The 19292-nt window shown below is 42.0% G+C and carries 14 protein-coding genes; 13 read left to right on the forward strand and 1 reads right to left on the reverse strand.

Going from position 1 to position 19292, the window contains the following annotated elements:
* Positions 1 to 284 precede the first annotated feature (284 nt).
* Genes B2W36_RS07580 through B2W36_RS07590 form a run of 3 tightly spaced genes read left to right on the forward strand, consistent with a single transcriptional unit; the run spans position 285 to position 1703 of the window.
* Positions 285 to 428, forward strand: coding sequence for a hypothetical protein (locus tag B2W36_RS07580; protein WP_293887217.1), 144 nt, complete (start codon positions 285 to 287; stop codon positions 426 to 428).
* A 16-nt stretch (positions 429 to 444) separates the two neighbouring features.
* A complete protein-coding gene (locus B2W36_RS07585; protein ID WP_293887218.1) occupies positions 445 to 891 on the forward strand; it encodes a response regulator in 447 nt (148 codons plus the stop codon).
* Positions 867 to 1703, forward strand: a complete 837-nt coding sequence (locus B2W36_RS07590; RefSeq protein ID WP_293887219.1) for a helix-turn-helix domain-containing protein — start codon at positions 867 to 869, stop codon at positions 1701 to 1703. The genes B2W36_RS07585 and B2W36_RS07590 overlap by 25 nt, the downstream gene beginning before the upstream one ends.
* Positions 1704 to 1713: 10 nt before the next feature.
* Here B2W36_RS07590 and B2W36_RS07595 read toward each other — a convergent pair whose 3' ends face one another.
* On the reverse strand, positions 1714 to 2328 hold the full coding sequence (locus tag B2W36_RS07595) for a hypothetical protein (RefSeq protein WP_293887220.1): 615 nt from the start codon (positions 2326 to 2328) through the stop codon (positions 1714 to 1716).
* A gap of 393 nt (positions 2329 to 2721) precedes the next feature.
* Between B2W36_RS07595 and B2W36_RS07600 the strand changes: the two genes are divergently transcribed.
* From B2W36_RS07600 to B2W36_RS07645, 10 genes are all read left to right on the forward strand, one after another.
* Complete coding sequence (locus tag B2W36_RS07600) at positions 2722 to 5649, forward strand: histidine kinase (protein WP_293887221.1); 2928 nt, start codon at positions 2722 to 2724, stop codon at positions 5647 to 5649.
* Between the two features lies 1 nt (position 5650).
* A complete protein-coding gene (locus B2W36_RS07605) occupies positions 5651 to 6403 on the forward strand; it encodes a hypothetical protein (RefSeq protein WP_293887222.1) in 753 nt (250 codons plus the stop codon).
* A gap of 33 nt (positions 6404 to 6436) precedes the next feature.
* On the forward strand, positions 6437 to 7090 hold the full coding sequence (locus tag B2W36_RS07610) for a response regulator (RefSeq protein WP_209579378.1): 654 nt from the start codon (positions 6437 to 6439) through the stop codon (positions 7088 to 7090).
* Between the two features lie 108 nt (positions 7091 to 7198).
* A complete protein-coding gene (locus tag B2W36_RS07615; RefSeq protein ID WP_293887224.1) occupies positions 7199 to 7948 on the forward strand; it encodes a response regulator in 750 nt (249 codons plus the stop codon).
* A 26-nt stretch (positions 7949 to 7974) separates the two neighbouring features.
* Positions 7975 to 8991, forward strand: coding sequence for a ParM/StbA family protein (locus B2W36_RS07620; protein WP_293887226.1), 1017 nt, complete (start codon positions 7975 to 7977; stop codon positions 8989 to 8991).
* Between the two features lie 3 nt (positions 8992 to 8994).
* Positions 8995 to 10074 carry a HEAT repeat domain-containing protein gene (locus tag B2W36_RS07625; protein WP_293887228.1) on the forward strand — a complete coding sequence of 360 codons (1080 nt, stop codon included), beginning with the start codon at positions 8995 to 8997 and terminating at the stop codon, positions 10072 to 10074.
* Positions 10075 to 10084: 10 nt separating this feature from the next.
* Positions 10085 to 11593, forward strand: a complete 1509-nt coding sequence (locus B2W36_RS07630) for a glycosyltransferase family 2 protein (RefSeq protein ID WP_293887230.1) — start codon at positions 10085 to 10087, stop codon at positions 11591 to 11593.
* 6 nt (positions 11594 to 11599) lie between these two features.
* Positions 11600 to 14470: a tetratricopeptide repeat protein gene (locus tag B2W36_RS07635; RefSeq protein WP_293887232.1), complete on the forward strand. Its 2871-nt coding sequence runs from the start codon at positions 11600 to 11602 to the stop codon at positions 14468 to 14470.
* A 20-nt stretch (positions 14471 to 14490) separates the two neighbouring features.
* Entirely contained in the window at positions 14491 to 16899 is a 2409-nt protein-coding gene (locus B2W36_RS07640) for an aminotransferase class V-fold PLP-dependent enzyme (protein ID WP_293887234.1), read from the forward strand.
* Between the two features lie 11 nt (positions 16900 to 16910).
* Positions 16911 to 19178, forward strand: coding sequence for a DUF4838 domain-containing protein (locus B2W36_RS07645; protein WP_293887236.1), 2268 nt, complete (start codon positions 16911 to 16913; stop codon positions 19176 to 19178).
* Positions 19179 to 19292 lie beyond the last annotated feature (114 nt).

Here is a 19292-nt window from a genome sequence, read left to right on the forward strand (position 1 = left end):
ATAAAGATACTAGATTATACAGATTAGTCTAATTCAGACTACAATTCTACCTATTCAAATATAACTATTTTTTTTTAACTAATTACAAGATATGCCTTTAAAATAACCATTTGGTTAGTAAATGTTTTTATTTGTACAAAAGACATGTTAAGAATCAAAAAGTTTTCTATGTATCTTATTTGTAATCAGAGCGTAATGTTTTTTTTCTAGTCTGAATTAGACTAATAATTTAAAATTAAAATAGCTCGTACACGTTTGTGGAAAAAATTATAATTGGCCTAAATATGAATAGTAAACAAAGGTATATCGCGCCTAAAATTGAGATGCTTTTAATTGTACAGGAAAGTTCTGACAAGACAATGGCCATGTGTTTCAGTAGTAAAGCCAAATACAGCCAACGTGTAGATTATAAGGTGTCAAATTTATAATTTAACAATGACCTCCATGGACAGGAAACTAAAACTTGCATTTGTAGATGATAATGTGTTGCACCTGAAAGTAATTGAACATTTGGCCAGGGAAATGGGGAACTATGAGATGCTATATTCTTGTCATAATGGGAAGGAGCTGGTTCATTTCCTTGATAAGAGTATCGATCATCCAGATGTATGCATTCTGGATTTGCATATGCCGGAGATGGATGGTATGGAAACGGCTCGTTTATTACGACGTCGATACCCGATGATTCGTTTATTTGGCTATTCTGCTAGCGAAAGTGCAGATGAAAAAAAGAGATTTCTAGATAGTGGCGTCAAGCTTGTCTTTTCGAAACAATCTCCCCGAAAAATGTTAACATCCATCTATCATTATACCATGCTCTGTGAAAATTTGGATATTATTGATTTTGAGAAAAATTTATTTAGGAAATGGAATTTTGTAAGCCAATTATAGGAAAAGAAGAGCGACAGTTTGATGTGCTTCATCTCGCTGAGTATCGTGGTGAGCAAACTAAGAGGCTACACAATGCGTCGGTATTTTCAATCATTCGAACCTGTTTGCCTGTCCGTATAAAAATTGGTCCCATGTTGTATGATTTTGATGCAAACGAACTCATATTTATCGGACCACAATACGAAGTTGAGCTTGCTGAAGCTAATGCTGCTGACGGATATTTGCTGTGGTTTACCGCAGATTTTTACGAAAGGTCCAAAGCTGATACAGAAATACTACATTCGGGATTATTTTTTGGAAATTATCCTTTTCTGTCTATGCGTGAATGCAGATCGGATCTGGTTTTTAAGCGACTCATCGTGGAGCGTTTGAAGGAATGCGCTGCGGATTGTGGAGTGGATATGATGATTGCGCATCACTGCTTTGAATCGTTGTTACTGGATGGGTATCAAAAAATGTTAAAGTTGGATACAACGACGTCATCTGTAGAAACAGCTTCCATTCAGTTGTTTAACAAATTTTCGGTATTGCTGCATAAGCACTACCGGGAATATACCAGCGTACAATACTATGCGGGCCGTTTACATCTTTCGCCACGGAAGTTGACGGAACTGTGTTTGTCAGTTACCGGCAAATCGGCTAAATGTGTGATATCTAGTGTGGTGACTCAGCAGGCATTGCGCTATATACAGCATACTGATCTATCGATATCTCAGATTTCTTATGAAATGGGTTTTTCGGATGAGTCGAATTTTCGCAATTTTTTTAAAAGACAGACAGGGAACAATCCGCTTTCCTTTCGTCAGATTTAATTAGGGGAATCTATTCTTGCTTTTTCGACTCTTTTTTAAAGTAGAGGAAAGGACGTTTACTGGCGGGCATTCTTTGAGCTACTTTCGGTAAAGCCTTTTTGTCGAGCAGCCCACTGCCTAAATGCTTCAAAAGTAAGGCGTACAATCTGTCAGTCGTGAAGGTCATCTGATAATCTTTTCTGAAATCAATGATCATTGCATCAATTGTCTTTGGACTATCAAAATAGTCTGACTGAAGGATGATCTTTGCGATTAAATCGCGCTGCTTGCGATGGTATACGCTTCGATTAACCCTTTCATCCATAGGTAATTTTGAGCTCTTTAATTCTGCATTCGCAGTGTAAGGCTGTTTAAATCGCTTTAAATGAGTCAGGTTTTCTTCTTCGATTTTTAAAGATAGAATTGGATCAAAAAAGTCTGTAAGCCTAATAGCAAATGGCGTGCAGATTTTTGAAAGGCTATCTACGGATAACGAACTCGTTTTACGGTAAGCACTCCGAATAGTGGATGTGGAAACGTTTGTAAAGCTTGCTAGGCTTTCTATCGTCAATCCAGTTAAATCAATAATTTCAAGTATTCTTTTTGAAATTAATTCTGCTAATTGCTGATCTGATATTTTTCCCATACTTAATCTTTTCTCTGCAATTTTATCTCAAGAGCGTATTATAATATTATTTGGTCAATAAGTTCAATAGGTACACTAGGGTCTAATGTGGCGTGTTTTGAAAACTGATGGTCAAAGCTAGTTGAATAAAATGAATAACAGCGTGTAAAAATTGGGGATTATCGTGTGCAAATTCCCAATTGTGAAAAGATTAGGCGTATAATGACTACTATTAACTTTGATGCTGTTATTTCTACAAGTTTTAAAATCTCTTTGGAGGAAAATTTTATATCGATTTTTAATATATAATTATTTTCAAAATAGCTATATTTGATTTGTCCATATTATTGAACTTAGTCTATTGTGTTTGAAAAAGCGCTAAAAATTCTATTGCTGTTAAGCACTTGTTTCGCTATGCCCGTATTTAACAGGGCATGGGCCTCGGGTTATCATGAAATTGAAATTATTTCGGGAATCGATCCCTTTCATCGTAACATCGAATCGGCGAGCCGCGATAAGCAAGGGTTTATCTGGTTTATTGCCGGAAGTGTGCTTTACCGATATGATGGTGTTGCAATAAAACCTTTCCATGAACTTTATTTAGGACCTATGGGCTTTACAGAGGTAAATAAACTTACCGCTGATGATTGTGGACGACTGTGGCTAGAGACGCGGGATGGTCTGTTTATCTTTGATACCCAGCAATGGCAATTTATCGGGCAAAATGCATTTTCAAAAGGATTGTGCGGGGAGCATGTTATCGCCATTTTTAACAAAGGTAATACTCTTTATGTGTCCACCCGATCGGGGGTTGTCTGGCAGATTATCGGTTTTAAGAAACGGAAAGTTCTAGAATTTAAACCTGCATTATCGGAGTTGCGGCGGCCGGTGGGGCACTGTATGCTCGCCGATGAAAATAGGCTTTGGTTTGCTTACAACAGCTCACTGTATTGTGTAGACTTAAAGAAGGGTGAAACGCAGCGTTTTCAAATGCCTAAAACCGTATATCAAGGCTTAGATGATATTTTTTTATTGCAAAATGGGCTGTTGTTGCGGAATTATGGTTTAGGTTACATGACTTTTGACGGGCAGCATTTTGCTAAGACACATCTGAAAGGGCTCCATACAAGCGACATGCGCGATTGGGCGCACTGGTCGTTTGCAGATGGGGAAAAGATTATATTCGTTTTTGGTGACGGCCGTTATTTTGAGTTTAAAAACAACCAAGAAATGACTGCTTTGCGTCAAGATCGGCACGCTATCCGTAAGGATCTGTTTAAGTCTAAACTCAATCAGCTTGATTTCCATGACCATGAGGGCCTTTGTGCTACGGAGCATGGCTTGTATAGCCTGACAAGAATTGCTTTCGACCTGAACTATTGGAACACTGGTACGGCTAGATCAATTGTCAAACAGCAGCATGTGTATTATGTGGGTGGCTATGGGCCGTTGAAATATTTTACACTGAATGACTTCGCTATTCATGAATCGGCTCCGCTAAATAATTACTATGCTTTCCTGCCTTTGAGCCGCGATACGGCGTTAGTAGGACTGGAGGGTAATTTTCTTGGTTTGTTGGTGCACGGAAAATTTAGCTCTTTATATTATAAAAAAGCCAAGGGCGTTATCGAGGACTTGTCCACCATAGTGTACAGCCTCTGTCAATATCGGGATGGCAACTATCTGGTGGGGACATCCTGTGGGATTTGGGTTTTTGATCGGGATACGGGAATTGTGTGTCCGTTAAGGGATAAAATGGGAAAGCTGGTCGGCATGGGTGAGCGGATCAATTCCATTCAGCTACGGGGACAAATCATCTCCTTCACTACTGAAAATGGTTATTTTGAATATTTAGCGGGTGGACTACGTAAAATCTATCCGAATAAGCGTGAGAAAATACAGGTATATAGCCATTCCTTTCGGCACAACAAGGTCTATCTGGCAACGAAAGGAAAAGGGCTTGTAGCGATTGATGCTATTACGGGTCAGGTGGACAACTACAACATGCGTATTGGTCTGGCACATAACGTGGTCTATAATATGGCTTGGGTAGATGACTTACTATTTTTGGGAACATTCAGGGGCTTGTCGGTTTGGGACGGTAAAAATTTTTATAATGCTTACGCCATGCACGGTCTTCCATTTGAGGAGTTCAATCAGCCTTCCATATTAGAAGATAGACCGAACGGACAGTTATTTATCGGTGGGATATTGGGATGCATTTCCATTAGACCTCAGCAATTTTTGTATAGTTTGAAGCAGCAAACTGTACCGCAACCGGTATTGGGTACAATTTCTATGGGTAGTGGCTCGAGCAATATCATTCGTTCATATACTCCAAATGCTGGTCAGGATACTGTGCTGTTAGACAAGCAAATCGAATTTGTCAACCTCCGGATAGCCAAAATAGATGCTTATAAGCAAAATTACAAAATTTACTTTCGCCTTCGCCCCCTCATAAAATCCTATCAGGAATTGTCGGCATCGGGGGAAATCAGTCTTTCCGATCTGAAAACAGGGGAGTACGAACTTGACGTAAAGACGGTAAGTGACAATGGGCTCAGTGTGAAAAGCAAACGATGGCTTTTTTATAAAAAGCCGAATTTTTATGAGACACAGCTTTTCTATGTGCTGATTACTTTGGGGCTTGGAGTCCTACTTTATATTCTTGCCATTATGCGATCATCCCAACTCAAGAGAGAAAAAAAGCTACGACTGGAACTTGCACGCGATTTGCATGATGAGGTTGGAGGCTTGCTTACTGGAATCGCTATGCAGACTGATCTGATGACGATGGATCAGCAGATTGGAGGTCGACATCGGTCTTTGGAAAAAATTGCAGCTTATAGCCGGGAAGCGGTTCAGACGATGGACGATGTAATCTGGGCGATAGACTCACGCAATAATAGCGCAGGAAGTTTAGAAGACCGAATGAGGTTTTTGGTCTCGCAGATTTTACCCATGCAAGATGTGGATGTACAATTTGATATCAACTTGCACAGTGCTGGACAACTGCCCCAATATGTTAGGCAGAATGTATACCTTATATTTAAAGAGGCTTTACATAATATATCTAAGCACAGTCCCGAGGGGAAAGTGGATGTATTTTTAAAAATTGATGCTCATCAGCTGATTTTAAGACTTTCCAATACCCTGCAATTTACGGGGGTAGCTACATCGGATACGAGGTACCCTCGTCGTGGTCAGGGGATATCCAACATGAAACGCAGGTCTGAGGCTATAGGTGCTAAATTAGATGTGGAAAGGAGCGGCAGCTATTATCATCTGCAATTAGTTGCGAAGCTGAATGTGAAAAAACTTTTTTTTAACCTATTTAATTGATATGATGCAGCATAATCCTCAATTCTGGATAAGTTTAGGCTTTGCTATGCTTGGGGGATTGTTTTGTTCATCAGGCCTATTATTCCGTCTTTTTCGCTTCATCAAATACCGGGAGGTGGGGGAGTTGCTGCTCTGCGTGGGTGTGATGGCCTTGATCTGGCATGTGTTGATCTATTGCATGATCTATACGGGAGAAATTCAATATTATCCGCGAATTTATAACAAAGGTATTCCTTTTTACTACTTGGTGGCGCCTTGTTTTTATTTCTATGTTTGGCTCAAATTTACGACGAACGCAACGCTGCCAAAATTTTGGATCCTGCATTTATTGCCATTTTTCTTTGGATTGGTTGATATCATCCCTTATGCACTAGCACCTGTAGCTGAACAGAAGCACCTGCTCAAGATGCTTGTGGAGGATATCCCTTTGGGTTTTAAGCACCACTATGGTTTTGTAGATCAGCAATTACATTATATGTTACGATTTGCACTCGCGATAGCCTATGCTATCGGGCAATGGCGGATGTACTATATTTCTGATGCCGCTTCTAAAGCAGTAAAAAGAGAAGTGCTGATTTTTAATTGTGTATACAGTACCTATCTTTTGCTTCAGTGTAGTATGGTATTGGCCATTATTTTTAACAGCAGTCAGGAAGCCTATATTCTTAAGAGCCTAGATAAGCTGGTGTGGGTAAGCTTTTGCTTTCTATTGTTTAGTCTGTGGTTTGTAGTGGATGGCATAAAAAAAAAGTAAGTTATTCAACTCATATATACTGATATTATTCTTATGCCGAACACAAAATTTAGATTAGCTATCATTGAAGACCGTATGCCGGTACTTGAATCATTACGTTCTTATTTTGATGATAATAATACGCAATTTGATCTATTGATTGCTGCCCGTGAATTTGATGAGCTGGTGTATGCCGCCTGGAGTCCTGAATGTTTGGATGTGTTGCTCTGTGATATTGGATTACCGAATAAAAGTGGTATCGAAGTGACTTGGTATATAAAGCGTAAGTTTCCGCATATACAGGTGGTTATGTTTACTGTGTTTGATGATAAGGAACATATCTTTCAGGCACTTTGTGCGGGTGCGTCCGGTTATCTGCTTAAAAGTACGCCTTTACCTGAGATGGAACAATTGTTGGTGGAAGTGATGAAAGGAGGCTCTGTGATGAGTCCGCAGGTGGCTCGGCTTGTAATTTCCCATTTTAACCCTGCACTGGACCATAAAATTGATTATCGGCATCGCGAACAGCTTACTCCGCGTGAGATCGAAATTGTTTCCCTGTTGCAACAAGGATATACCTATAAAAAAGTTGCTGAAACAGCGTTCATAAGCGTGGATACGGTAAAATTTCACATTAGAAATATCTATGGAAAATTACAAGTCAACAGTAGGTCCGAGCTTATGCTGAAATATAATAAGCCAATATGACGGTTGTTTTTTTCTGAAAAACCACCCGAATGGGTAGGTAAATACTTTGCTTGTATTTTTAAGTTTGTGATGCCATTTTAAAGCAACTTAATCTATTTAATTAAAAGTATGCAAATTCATGATGTCCAACCTAAGCAAACCAGGGTGTTTTCGGTATTGCATGCAGATAGCGATCTGCTTATGCGAAAAATAATTTCCAATGTTTTTTCTAACGAAGCATTTCAGCTGGATTCAGCTGCGAATGGAAAGGAAGCATTCGCTCTTTTGGAAGCGCGGGATTATCAGTATGATATTATCATTACCGAAATGCATATGCAATATGCAAACGGGTATGAGATTATCAATAAGGTGATGAAAGAATCTCCTCGGACGCGGACAATTATCACATCGAACATGAGCTACCTTCATATCCGTGAAGGGCTTGAGATTGTGCGGGAAGACTGTTTTAAAAAGCCACTCGTGGTGGGCAAACTACTCGAGCGGGTGAAGCATATCATGGGTGGAGATCCGAAGGTCATTCCTGTACCTGAGATGTGCTACAAATCGACCGAGGTGAATCAAATAAGGTTGGAAACTCGTGATGAAGCGCAAGAACTAATGGATGTGCCCGTATCAGGCAATGTACAAGATATAGTAAATGTGCAAGAGTTAGCTCCTGTATTGGAGCGTCTGGAAGAGCCGGATTTCGTTCATGTACAGGAGCGGTTGGATGCGCAAGAAGCTGTCATGAGTGAGCTTTTTGTGGCTGAATTTGTGGCGAAGGAAGAAACTTTAGCTATAGATGTCGCTACAGAGCCGCATGTTCTGCTTGCTTTTGAGCCGAAAACACAGGTGACTTCAGGTAAAAGATGGTGGTAAAATAACGCTTAAATACGAAAAATTATATGTATACAATACAGTCTTTCTCAAGCCTGATGCAGGCGACCAATTCACCATTGGTAAATACGGCCAACTCGCTATTGACGGGATTAAAAATAAGGATGGGCCAGCAATGGTATATCTGTGGTAAATTGGCCCTAAACGAAGGGAACAGCCCAAGGAGGCCATTAAATGCATCTCCGGACTCATTGGAATGCCAATTGCTTTTTAAAGCAGCAATTTTGTCGAGCGGTGTGAGTGCCAACACCCCGCTGATGGTTACCGTAGGCCTGCCCAATAGTACCTACCGCCTGTATCGGGAAACTGCAGAACAAACGCTTCGTGGAAAGCATATCATCCAGTCGGATCCTGGAGTGTATGGTGAGGAGGGATCTGGCACGTTGCCCATAGATGTTACACAGGTGGATGTGCTACCTGAGATTGTGAGCTGTATGGTAGCCCTGCGCAGAGGTGAAAGCTGTGAAAGGGGTGCTTTTTTTGTTTTTAGCTTTGGCTTCGGGACATTGGAAACTGGGTTGAGTACAGATGAGGGCGTGGTGGAAAATGCTATGGGAAGTGCTCCGGGAATGCATTATGCTGTTAATATACTACGCGAACAACTTCAGCAGACTCATGATTTATCCTTCCAGAGCATGCAGCAACTTGATGAGGCTTTTCGAAATGGCTATCTCTATATCAACCGCAGAAAGTATGATCTGAAAGATTTGCGTAAAAAAGCTATACAGACGTATTATGCTGAAATTGTTTCACCCGCTTTAGGAGAGGTGGTCAATGATAGAAACCTCGCTAAATCAAATCGCATATTTTTATGTGGAGGCGGTGCCCACTATGGCGATCTGATCGACTGCATTTTGGAAGAGTTTGGCGATATTGCAGGGGTTAAAATTGTCGAGCATCCAGAGTCGCTGGCTGTCAAGGGTTATCTGCTGAACTCCATGCGTTACATTCAGGATCAGTCCAAACTGCCGGTGGGTATTGATATTGGGAATATCCAAACACGTGTAGCCCTAGCGGAAAACTAAGGTATGACGGTAGACCAAACATTTATTGCAGTAATTCAGGGGATTGTGGTCACTTCTTTTATTGGAACTTTTGTTGCTTATGCAGTGATTATGATTCTTCGTTTTCGAACAGCAAAAGCACAGCGTCGGCAGGATAAGCTGGACCAGCTGATTGAAGATCGTATCCTGCCGCAGTTTATCCAGGAAATGGCCACAGAAAGTGTACAGGTGTCCATTGACCAGTCCGTTTTGGATGAGCTTGCGCTGATGGACAAAGGGAACCGTCAAACCCTAATTGATACCTTGATCCGGCTTCGATGGCATGTGGCCGGAACAAATGCGCTGATTCTGCATCGCATTTATGTTTTACTTGGGCTGAATCTGGATTCGCTCCAAAAGATGAAATCGCGGAAATGGTATCGAAACGTTCAGGGGTTGCACGAACTGACGCTTATGGACTATGCGATTTCGGACATTGATATTCTCCGATTCAATCTGAGTGAAGTGTCTGAGCTGCGTTCTGCAGCCCGAAGCGCATTTATGCGTTTTAGTAAAAATGAACCTTTTCGCTTTTTTGATGAAGTTCGGGATCCATTGAGTATCTGGGAATTGATTGGATTTTTTCGGATTCTCGAACAATCCCGCGATACTGTAAAGTCAAACTTTGCAAATTGGATCCGTTATTCGCGCAATAAAACGGTTGTTATTTGTTGTATGAAGCTTGCGGCACACGAACAGAGTGTGGAGGCTATCGACAGTATTGAAGGTTTGCTGAATGTGAACGATCATAGCTTGCGCTCGCATGCCATCAATGCGCTGGGACATTTAAGAGCTGTGCATACACAAGAATTATTGATAAAAATGTATCCTAATCAGCCGGTAGACTGCCAGTGCGAAATCCTGTTTTCACTTGGCATGTTCCGGACGCCAAGAGCGATGGAATTTCTGACGGAACAATTTCAGTCGGCCTTTGATTTTGAAATCGAAAATCATGTTGCGGCAATACTCGCCCGGTTAGTTCGCAACAATCAATTGGTATGGAATCCGCTCAATTTGCCTTCGCGCAAACAGCGTATTCTAAACTATTATCTGCACGAACAATAACTTATACGATATGATCCAAGATATAATTGACGTTTTCCAGCTTTTTATATTTTCCTACAGTAGCCTGACCATGGTGATCTACGTCATCATGGCGGTGCTATCGTATAAGGGAATTATGCTTTATAGGCGTAAAAATAGAGAGCACTATACGCAAAATGTGATTTCGAGTCCACTCTCGCCCGGCATTTCGGTCATTGCTCCGGCTTACAACGAGGGTTTGACGATCATTGATAATGTGTATGCATTAATGCATCTGAATTATCCATTATACGAAGTTATTATTGTCAATGACGGCAGTACGGATGATACATTGGAAAAATTGGTGGAGCATTTCGAACTTAAGGAGGTAGATCTCCCTTACAATGAAAAGATCAAAACGAAAGCTGTAAAGCGCTTTTTTCGATCTACTAATCGCGCTTATGAAAAGTTGCTGGTCATTGATAAAGAAAACGGAAAAGGCAAAGCAGACGCTTCGAATGCAGGTATAAATGCCTCAAAATTTGATTATTTTCTCTGTACAGATGTGGACTGCATTCTGCATGAAGATACCCTATCCAGGCTTATGCGCCCTATTTTAGACGAAAAGAGCCGGAGCCGCTTAAAAGACATTCAGGTGATTCCCGATACCGGTTATATCCACGTGGAGAATAATCAACGGCGGGTTATAGCGGTAGGGGCGCCCCTGCGGATGATCAATTCTTCTGAAGTGGATAATGGTGTAATAACACGCTTCAAACCACCACATAAAGTCCTCCCACGTTTTCAGGAACTGGAGTATATTCGCGCATACTTGCTTTCAAAAATGGCTTGGAGCTCAATTAATTGTGTCCCAAATGTGTCTGGAGGACTTGGCCTTTTTGATAAACATATTGCCGTTAAGGTTGGGGGCTATGATCCACGCTCATTTGCCGAAGATATTGATATGGTGACGCGTATGAGTGTTTACATGATCCAGAATAACCACAAATACGCGATTCGGTATATTCCGGTTTCACTGTGCTGGACGGAAGGACCACAAACCTTGCCGGTATTCAGTAGACAGCGCGTACGCTGGGCTAGAGGATTGATCCAGATCATGCTGTTACACCGTCATGTCTTATTTAATTTTAAGTTTAAAAGACTCGGTCTTATTGTCTTTCCTTATAACTTCCTATTTGAGTTTTTGGCGCCTATTTTCGAGGTATTGGGGCTGTTGTTTTACATCTATCTTATTGTAATCGGCGCCATCAATTGGGAAAATACATTTACATTACTCGCTTTTCTTTATATGTTTTCTGTCCTGGTAAGCTCCATAGCTGTGCTGTGGGATCAATTAATTGAAAGACATTACCGCAAAACGAGTGAGGTTATAGGATTGTGCCTCACGGCTTTTGCTGAACCGTTTATTTATCATCCGCTCATTGTTTTTTTTAGTATCAAAGGCTACATACAGTCCATGTTCAGGCAAAAGCTGGTATGGGGGAATATGCAGCGTAAAGGTTTTGCAAGCCAAAAGTCTACTGTCAAAAATCAAGCTTAAGCTATTATGAATTTCCGTTATACTATTTTTATTCTCTTCCTACTGTCTACACAGGTGTTGCGAGCGCAGACCTGGAATTCCGTGCGTGCCGAAAAATTGTACCAGCAGGCTGTGGTAGAAATTAAATCTGCTCAGCAGCAGAAAGCTTTGAAGTCATTGAAGGAGGCCATAAAGCTGAATCCAGCGCATATCGATGCGCAGGTGCAACTTGCCCGAATCTATATGGCGCAGAAACACTATGATCAGTCGATCCGTACTGCACAACTGGTACTGCGTGCTTCGCCCGAATATGAAGATGTGTATTATTATATTATAGGTTCTTATTTATCAAAAAATAGGCCTGCTGAAGCCTTGCGGTATGTCGAAATGGGATTGGCACGTTTTGCTGCCAATAAAGATTTCGGAATCAAAAAGCTCAATATACTGGATATGCTCAAACGCTATCAGGATGGAGATTCCTGGGCACAGGTTCTAATCCGGCGTTTTCCGACCGATGGAAGTGTAAGGCTCTCGATGGCCGGTCATTATGAAGCAAAAGCGGATTGGTATAAAGGCAATAAAATGGATAATCTGGCCAATTCTTATTATGAAAAGGCGCTCGAACTCGCACCGAAAAATACAGATCTCATCGAAAAAATGAACAATCTCGTATCGCAAGGCGGTGATTATGACGCCCGAATTGCCAAGGCAAATGCGCTATTGAACGGCGATAGTAAATCTTACAATGCGTTATTCCAAAAGCTCAGCCTGTTACAGGAATCACATCGTTATGCAGAGGCTTTAGAAGTGTTACGTGTGATCTTACGCTATTATCCGAAAGATAAAAAAGCCCTTGACCTAAACAATAGTTTACGGAAAGAAGCAGCCGGATATTATCAGAACACGGATACTTATGCACTTTATCAGTCGATTTTGGATCAGAATCCAGGCGATCGGGAAGCCCTGGAAAAGGTGGTAGGCATAGCCGCGTCTCGGGGGGAGACGACGCAGGCACTGTATTGGGTAGATCGTGCCTTACAGCGAAATACAGCCGACCGTGTATTGCTGCGCCGAAAAATGGATTTTGAATTTCAACTGCGCCGTTATCAGACAGCGGCAGATATTGCTGTTAAACTCTATGGGAGCAATGGTGATAAAGCATTCCGATCAGAAGCATTGCAAACGATCAATGCCTGTGGGAGTTATTATTTGCAACAGCAACAAGCCGACAGCGCCATCGTTTACTACGATCGTACGCTTCACTTAGATCCGAGCAATATGCCAGCTCTGCAAGGGCGTATTTCCGCTCTTATCCTGCAAAATAATTTATCCTCGGCCCTTCGAGAATTGGAGCAGGCGATCAGTTATTATCCAAATGATATCGATTTACAGTTAAAAAAGGCGGGTTTTCTGGCACAATCGGGCAAAATACAGCAGGCTGTAGCCTTAAGCGAAAAACTTTACGCCAGTTATCCGGGAAATCCGAAAATTAAATCGCTTTATTTGGAGCAAAAGCTGGCCGCAGCCAATGCCTGTATACTGGTGGAAGAGTACGGAGAAGCGGAAACGCATCTTCGTCAATTACTCATTGAAGACAACGATAATAAAGAAGCCCTACACTACCTTTCTAATATTCTTGACCTCAGAAGACGCTATCCGGAAGCTTTGCTCGTTGTTCAGCAGGCCCTGCAAAGTTATCCGGGTGACCGCGAATTTCTTCAGAAGAAAGCTTCAATCCTTCATAATAGTACGCAGTATATGGCAGCTGCTCAGGTCGCCACTATGCTGCGGACAGAATATCCGTACAATCAAAAGTACCGTACAATGGTACAGGATGCATGGATGTCGGCGGGATTGGCTTTTCAAAAAAAAGGATTAGCCGATAGCGCAATCTTTTGTTTTGATCGCGTGCTCAAGGACAATCGAACAGATTCGCTAGCCTATAGTAATAAAATAAACCTTCTGATGGCAAAAGGAGACTTTGTATATGCCTTGCAGAGTGTGGATACGGCATTACAGCATTTTGAGTATGCCGAACCTTTTCTCCTAAAAAAAGTAATCGTACTCGACAGTTTGGGGCGATTTGTTGAAGCGGCCCATTATGCTGATACGCTCTCCAAGCGCTTCGATCTGCGGAAACACCGGGAATATGCGGCTCTTCTGCGAAGCAAAACCATGCAGCACGCTTTTGGACTTTCTTTGCTGAATAGCTCCTTTTCAGGTGTTGATGATAATCCAGCTCCGCCTGCATACCGTATTGCGACACTGTACTACAACCGCCGTTTGTCGCCAAAAATAAGTTATGGTGCACAGCTGTTATTCACAGGACGGCAATCAGGTACGGGCATTATGGGAGAAGGCGACCTGACGTATACGGCGAATAAATTGCTTTACTGGAATGCTTCGATAGGTATATCCAATAATGTGTTGCTTCCCAAATATAGATTGGCCTATTCGCTTTATCGGCAACTCGGAAAAGGTTTCGAAGGGGAGATTGGGGCGCGTTTTCTGGAAGTTGTCGCGATCAAAGCGGTATCATTGGTTGTTGGTGCGAGCAAAAATTTTGACCCTTTTCTGCTGAATGCACGAATCTTTGCCATCAAGGAGGAAAAGGATTTCTACTTCGCTTTTCAGGCAGGCGCAAAATATGAGCTTACTGAAGCCGATTTATTGCAAGCAAATTTTGGACTTGGAACTTCACCAGACGATAGAAGCAGGCTTATTCTATTGCCTGAATTGGGGGGTGTTATGAGTCGAAGTGTGGGCGCGGGATACAGACGCACAATAAATTATCGTACATCGTTAGGTCTAAATGGTACTTACACGAGTCAAAAAATTGGTACAGCAACATTTCGTAATCAATATGATCTACTGCTCGCTTTACAGGTGAAATTTTAACTCTAGCCAATAATTGAACAATGAATCGTACAATTTTAATTTTAGGTGCCGAAGGGTACTTGGGCTGGCCGCTGGCCATGAAGTTAGCGCTGCACCATCCAGACCAAAAAATTATATTGCTGGACAATGGCTGGCGCAAAAGCACGGTTGCCAATCTCGGATTTGGCCCTTGGTTACAGATCCCGCATCTCTCAAGTCGTATCGAAGTATTTGGCCAAAAATATGGTTTAGCTAATATGTGCGCTGTGCACGCTGAGGTTTGTTCGGACGAATTGGCAGAACTGATTCGCCGGGAACGGCCGCATACGATTTATCATCTCGCACAGCAGTGTTCGGCGAGTTATTCGATGTTGGGATTACAACAGGCGCTTTACACCATCCGTAACAATGAAGAAGGAAATATGCGTCTGCTCTGGGCAGTACGCGAGTATGTTCCGCAAGCCCATATTATTAAGCTTGGATCTTTTGGTGAATATGCTAAGGGCGGATTGCCGATCGCAGAAGGCTATTTTAAGCCTGGTTATCAAGGACAGTTGGCGTCGACGCCTTTACCTTACCCTAGGGCGGCAAACGATATTTATCATGTTTCCAAAATAAATGACTCGAATTACGTAGCGATGGCGGCGCGTACCTGGGGGCTTCGCATCACGGAAGTGATGCAAGCAACGGTCTTTGGTCTGCTAACATCCGAAATGGATGCCTCGCCTGATCTTTTTACCCGTTTTGATTACGATCCGATATTTGGAACGGTAGCCAACCGTTTTATAGCGCAGGTAGTTTCTGGTTCTCCGATGACAGTTTATGGTAGCGGAAATCAGCGTACTGGACTCATGGCGTTGAACGATGCGGTCAATTCGCTGGCCCGATTTGTTGAAGATATACCATCAGTTGGTGAACATCGTGTGGTGAACCATGTTACAGAAACACACTATTCCATCAATGAATTAGCGGCGGATATTGCTGACATCGCTAGGGGTGTTGGATTGGATCCCAAGATTTCTTTTACCTCCGATCTTAGAGGGGAAAGTGCTGCCAAGAAACCTATATACAGCATTGAAACAAGTTTGCAGGGAAGTCATTTGTATCATACCGATTTCCATACCGTGATCAAAGAATCCATTAGTCTTTTAAAGAAACAATATAGTACACTTCTATCGCATCATTTTTTACCCCATAGCGCCTGGAACGAATGTTCTGATGAGAAAAATGTTGATCTTAAAAGAGTAGATGCCGTCCGAAAAATAGAAAATGAAGCGTATTGGGATCAGATCAGGATCAACACATTTCCTTCGACCCGCGTGAATCTGAATCCGGGCTGCCTAGCTACGTTGCCACAGGATCGGCTCGAAACCATCAAAAATCAGGTAAACGGCAATCCACTTTCTTTATATGCTTTAGGGAGGGAAGCTTTTACTTCCATACAGGAGGAATGTGCTAAATTGTGGCCGGCTATCGGTTATCGCTGTAATGTGACTTCCAGCACTTCTCAGGCCATGAATTTATTGGCATTGGTGCTTTTACGGAAGTTGCAGGAGGATGGGAAGAGGTGTTTTCAGGTCCTGACAAGTGAGCATGAACATCCGGGGGGTATTGGCCCCTTTGAACAATTGCCAGAATATAAGCTCACTTATCTCCCTGATGTTGTCCTTAATGACGCGGATGAATTTAACAGATGCTTGCGCGAAATGCAACCAGACATCGTCTTCTTATCCCATGTCTATTATCCCACAGGAAAACTGATGCAAGACAAGTGGCGCCTGCGCAATATAAAAGAGGCTGTTCCGAATGCAATTCTGATTCTTGACGTAGCACAGTCATTAGGGATTCAGCAACTTCCTTTTGGGGAAGCCGATGTACTGATCGGGAGTACACATAAATGGTTGCATGGGCCGTTGGGTGGTGGTTTAGCTTGGCTCAAAGAAGATTTTGCAAGCTGGATCGGGGCCTTATATTGGAATAAGCAGCATCTTTTTGAAGATCCGAAAACCCATGGGTTCAGCATTCCGGGGGGGCAGGATTTCTTATTGTATGAAAGATTGAGTCAAAGCCTAAAACGCTATCGAGAAATTGGGCCGAAAGCTATCCTTGATCGCAGTACCTATCTGGCAGCTTATCTGAAAAGAGAGCTTAATAGGATCTTGGGCCATGCAGGCATTGCGCACTGTTTTATGGGGGATGATGTATCTCCGGTCGTAAGTCTGCTGGTGTCAGATTATGATCCTTATCCGCTGTATGCGTTTTTGAGAAAGAAAGATATCCATATTAAATGCATTAAGCATTGTCGGGTAGAAGCGAAGGTTGGACACATACTGCGTTTTGGTATACCTTATTATGAAAATATGGGCCGTCTGCGAATGGTACTTGATACGATAGCTTCTTTTGTGGATTGTGCGATCATGGATAAGCAAGAGTTGGATTTGGTGATCTAGTTTAATATGCAATGATGAAAGATGCAAATTATAAACTGAACCTGTTCGTTCTTGTTGGATTATTGTTCATTAGCAGCTGTATGGCGCAGCAAGTGGATATCGTGCGAGATAAGAAAGCCGAAACGGAAATCCTTATTTCATCGCATCCATCAAATTTGGAGCGCAAGGCGGCTCTGGTCTTACAAGATTATATCAAACGTATTACTGGCGCAGAGTTAGCGATATTGTCGAGCCCTTCTGGGAAGAAAAAACACGTAGTATATATAGGGAATACTTTTTATCAGCAGCGGATTGGAAAGAAGGTTGAGCTTGGAAGCGAAGGTTTTGAAATTATTGTTCGGGACGGACAAGTATATCTGACTGGAGGTTCAGGAAAAGGGCTGTTGTATGGCGTATATGAACTTATCGAGAAGCAATTTGGCGCTCGGAAATATGATCAAGGGCCTGCATGGGTCCCGAAGCGTTCGAATCTGTCACTTCCTCAGGATTTCAATCTTCGTTTTGAACCACCATTACGTTATAGAGAGTCTTACTACCCCGCTTCTGCGGATGGTGAATACCTGGATTGGCATCATTTGCATCGATTTGAAGATCTATGGGGGTTATGGGGACATTCATTTTTTAAAATTATACCACCGGAAGACTATTTTAAGGAGCATCCTGAATATTTCGCTTTAACAAACGGAAAGCGCAGCGCAACACAACTCTGTTTAACAAATCCTGACGTCGATAAAATTGCAATCAATTATTTTCGTCAGGCCATTGCCGATAATCCTTATGCGGTCTATTGGTCTATAGCGCCAATGGATGGAAAAGGTTACTGTACCTGTGATCGCTGTACAAAGGTTGATCAGGAGGAGGGAGGGCCTCAGGGTACGCTAATCCGATTTGTGAATCGTATTGCGGCTCAATTTCCAGAACAGAATTTTACGACCTTAGCCTATGGTTACACCGCAGAAGCTCCCAAAATAACTCGGCCATTGGACAATGTATATGTGTTGCTAAGTACGATAGACGCAACGCGGGAGCAGGGCCTGGCGGTTAATCCAACAGCTGCTCCTTTTCGACGCCAGCTCAATGACTGGTCGAAGATCTCATCGCATATTTTTGTGTGGGATTATACCACGCAATTTACAGCTTATATAAATCCTTTTCCGATGTATGATCATTACCAGAGCAATATCGCCTATATGTATCAAAATGGTGTAAAAGGTATCTTTGAGCACGGATCAGGACATACGCTGGGTGATATGTCTGCGTATGCGAGTTATGTGCAGGCTAAGAGTCTGTGGGATCCTGAGGTGGATCCGATTGAGGTTGAAAATGATTTTCTGGAGGGGTATTATGGTCCAGCTGCAAAAAGTATTAAAAAGTATCTAAAACAACTTATTGATGCTCGCAAAACAAGCCGCTCGACGCTTGATATATATGGTAATCCGATCCTTTCGCGACATGGTTATCTAAGTTTAGAAAAGATGAGACTTTTTAAGGAACTTGTGAATAACGCGCAAAAAGCTGTAGCTGGGGATTCGAAATTTATAAGTCGCGTGAAATTGATTGCTTTAGGTCTGGAGTATGCAGCTTTGGAGCAGTCAAAGGCTTATGGTGATCATCCATTCGGCTTTTTAAACAGGAAAGCTGATGGTCAGTGGGTGGTCAATTCTAATTGGATGAAGCGCATTGATGAGTTTTTGGACCATGCACTTCGAGGCGGAGCTATCGAATTGGCTGAAACTGGTGGTAGTCTTGAGCAATACCGGCAGCAATGGCTAACACTATTAAATAAACCCTATTTACCTTCATTGCTCCAAGGAATAATTCCTCAGTTTAAACCTTCTTTCTTGGAAGATTTTCCCGCCAATGGAAAAACAACACTGAATGATGGCTTATCGGGAACGACAGATTACAGTTACAATTGGCTATTATTTGATAGTAAGGATGTCGAGATTACTTTTCCTTTTCCGAATGAAACAATGACTTCGCAAATTCAGCTTAGTTTTCTATTGGATCCGGCGCATTATCTATTTCTTCCAGATAACATACAGGTGGAGAGCTCAAACGATAATGTTTCTTATGTCAACATAGGAACATATAAGATCGATACTGGTCTTATTCCTGAAGGTCCGATACGTTATCCTGTTTCATTTGCATTAAGGCAGCAGCAAGGACGATTTTTAAAGGTGAAAGTTTCTTTTTCGCAAGAATTTCCACATTGGTTTGAAGGTTCGCGGCATCGTAACCCGCTTTTTGCCATAGATGAAATTCACGTTAGAAAATAGATACGGAGGATTTAGAAATTTGGGTAATCTTAAAGCGAATTTTTCCTAAATTTATTGAACCGATTATCTGACCTAAGAAAATCATTATGTCGTTAGGAAATGGTTTTTTGTCTT

Source organism: Sphingobacterium sp. UBA3549 (assembly GCF_002376635.1).
In the GTDB taxonomy this organism is placed as follows: Bacteria; Bacteroidota; Bacteroidia; order Sphingobacteriales; family Sphingobacteriaceae; genus Sphingobacterium.

Excerpts from the sequence above, each read along its gene's own strand:
- B2W36_RS07580 (WP_293887217.1), top strand. The coding sequence starts at position 285 with ATGAATAGTAAACAAAGGTATATCGCGCCTAAAATTGAGATGCTTTTA.
- B2W36_RS07585 (WP_293887218.1), top strand. The coding sequence starts at position 445 with ATGGACAGGAAACTAAAACTTGCATTTGTAGATGATAATGTGTTGCAC.
- B2W36_RS07590 (WP_293887219.1), top strand. The coding sequence starts at position 867 with ATGGAATTTTGTAAGCCAATTATAGGAAAAGAAGAGCGACAGTTTGAT.
- B2W36_RS07595 (WP_293887220.1), bottom strand. The coding sequence starts at position 2,328 with ATGGGAAAAATATCAGATCAGCAATTAGCAGAATTAATTTCAAAAAGA.
- B2W36_RS07600 (WP_293887221.1), top strand. The coding sequence starts at position 2,722 with ATGCCCGTATTTAACAGGGCATGGGCCTCGGGTTATCATGAAATTGAA.
- B2W36_RS07605 (WP_293887222.1), top strand. The coding sequence starts at position 5,651 with ATGATGCAGCATAATCCTCAATTCTGGATAAGTTTAGGCTTTGCTATG.
- B2W36_RS07610 (WP_209579378.1), top strand. The coding sequence starts at position 6,437 with ATGCCGAACACAAAATTTAGATTAGCTATCATTGAAGACCGTATGCCG.
- B2W36_RS07615 (WP_293887224.1), top strand. The coding sequence starts at position 7,199 with ATGCAAATTCATGATGTCCAACCTAAGCAAACCAGGGTGTTTTCGGTA.
- B2W36_RS07620 (WP_293887226.1), top strand. The coding sequence starts at position 7,975 with ATGTATACAATACAGTCTTTCTCAAGCCTGATGCAGGCGACCAATTCA.
- B2W36_RS07625 (WP_293887228.1), top strand. The coding sequence starts at position 8,995 with ATGACGGTAGACCAAACATTTATTGCAGTAATTCAGGGGATTGTGGTC.
- B2W36_RS07630 (WP_293887230.1), top strand. The coding sequence starts at position 10,085 with ATGATCCAAGATATAATTGACGTTTTCCAGCTTTTTATATTTTCCTAC.
- B2W36_RS07635 (WP_293887232.1), top strand. The coding sequence starts at position 11,600 with ATGAATTTCCGTTATACTATTTTTATTCTCTTCCTACTGTCTACACAG.
- B2W36_RS07640 (WP_293887234.1), top strand. The coding sequence starts at position 14,491 with ATGAATCGTACAATTTTAATTTTAGGTGCCGAAGGGTACTTGGGCTGG.
- B2W36_RS07645 (WP_293887236.1), top strand. The coding sequence starts at position 16,911 with ATGATGAAAGATGCAAATTATAAACTGAACCTGTTCGTTCTTGTTGGA.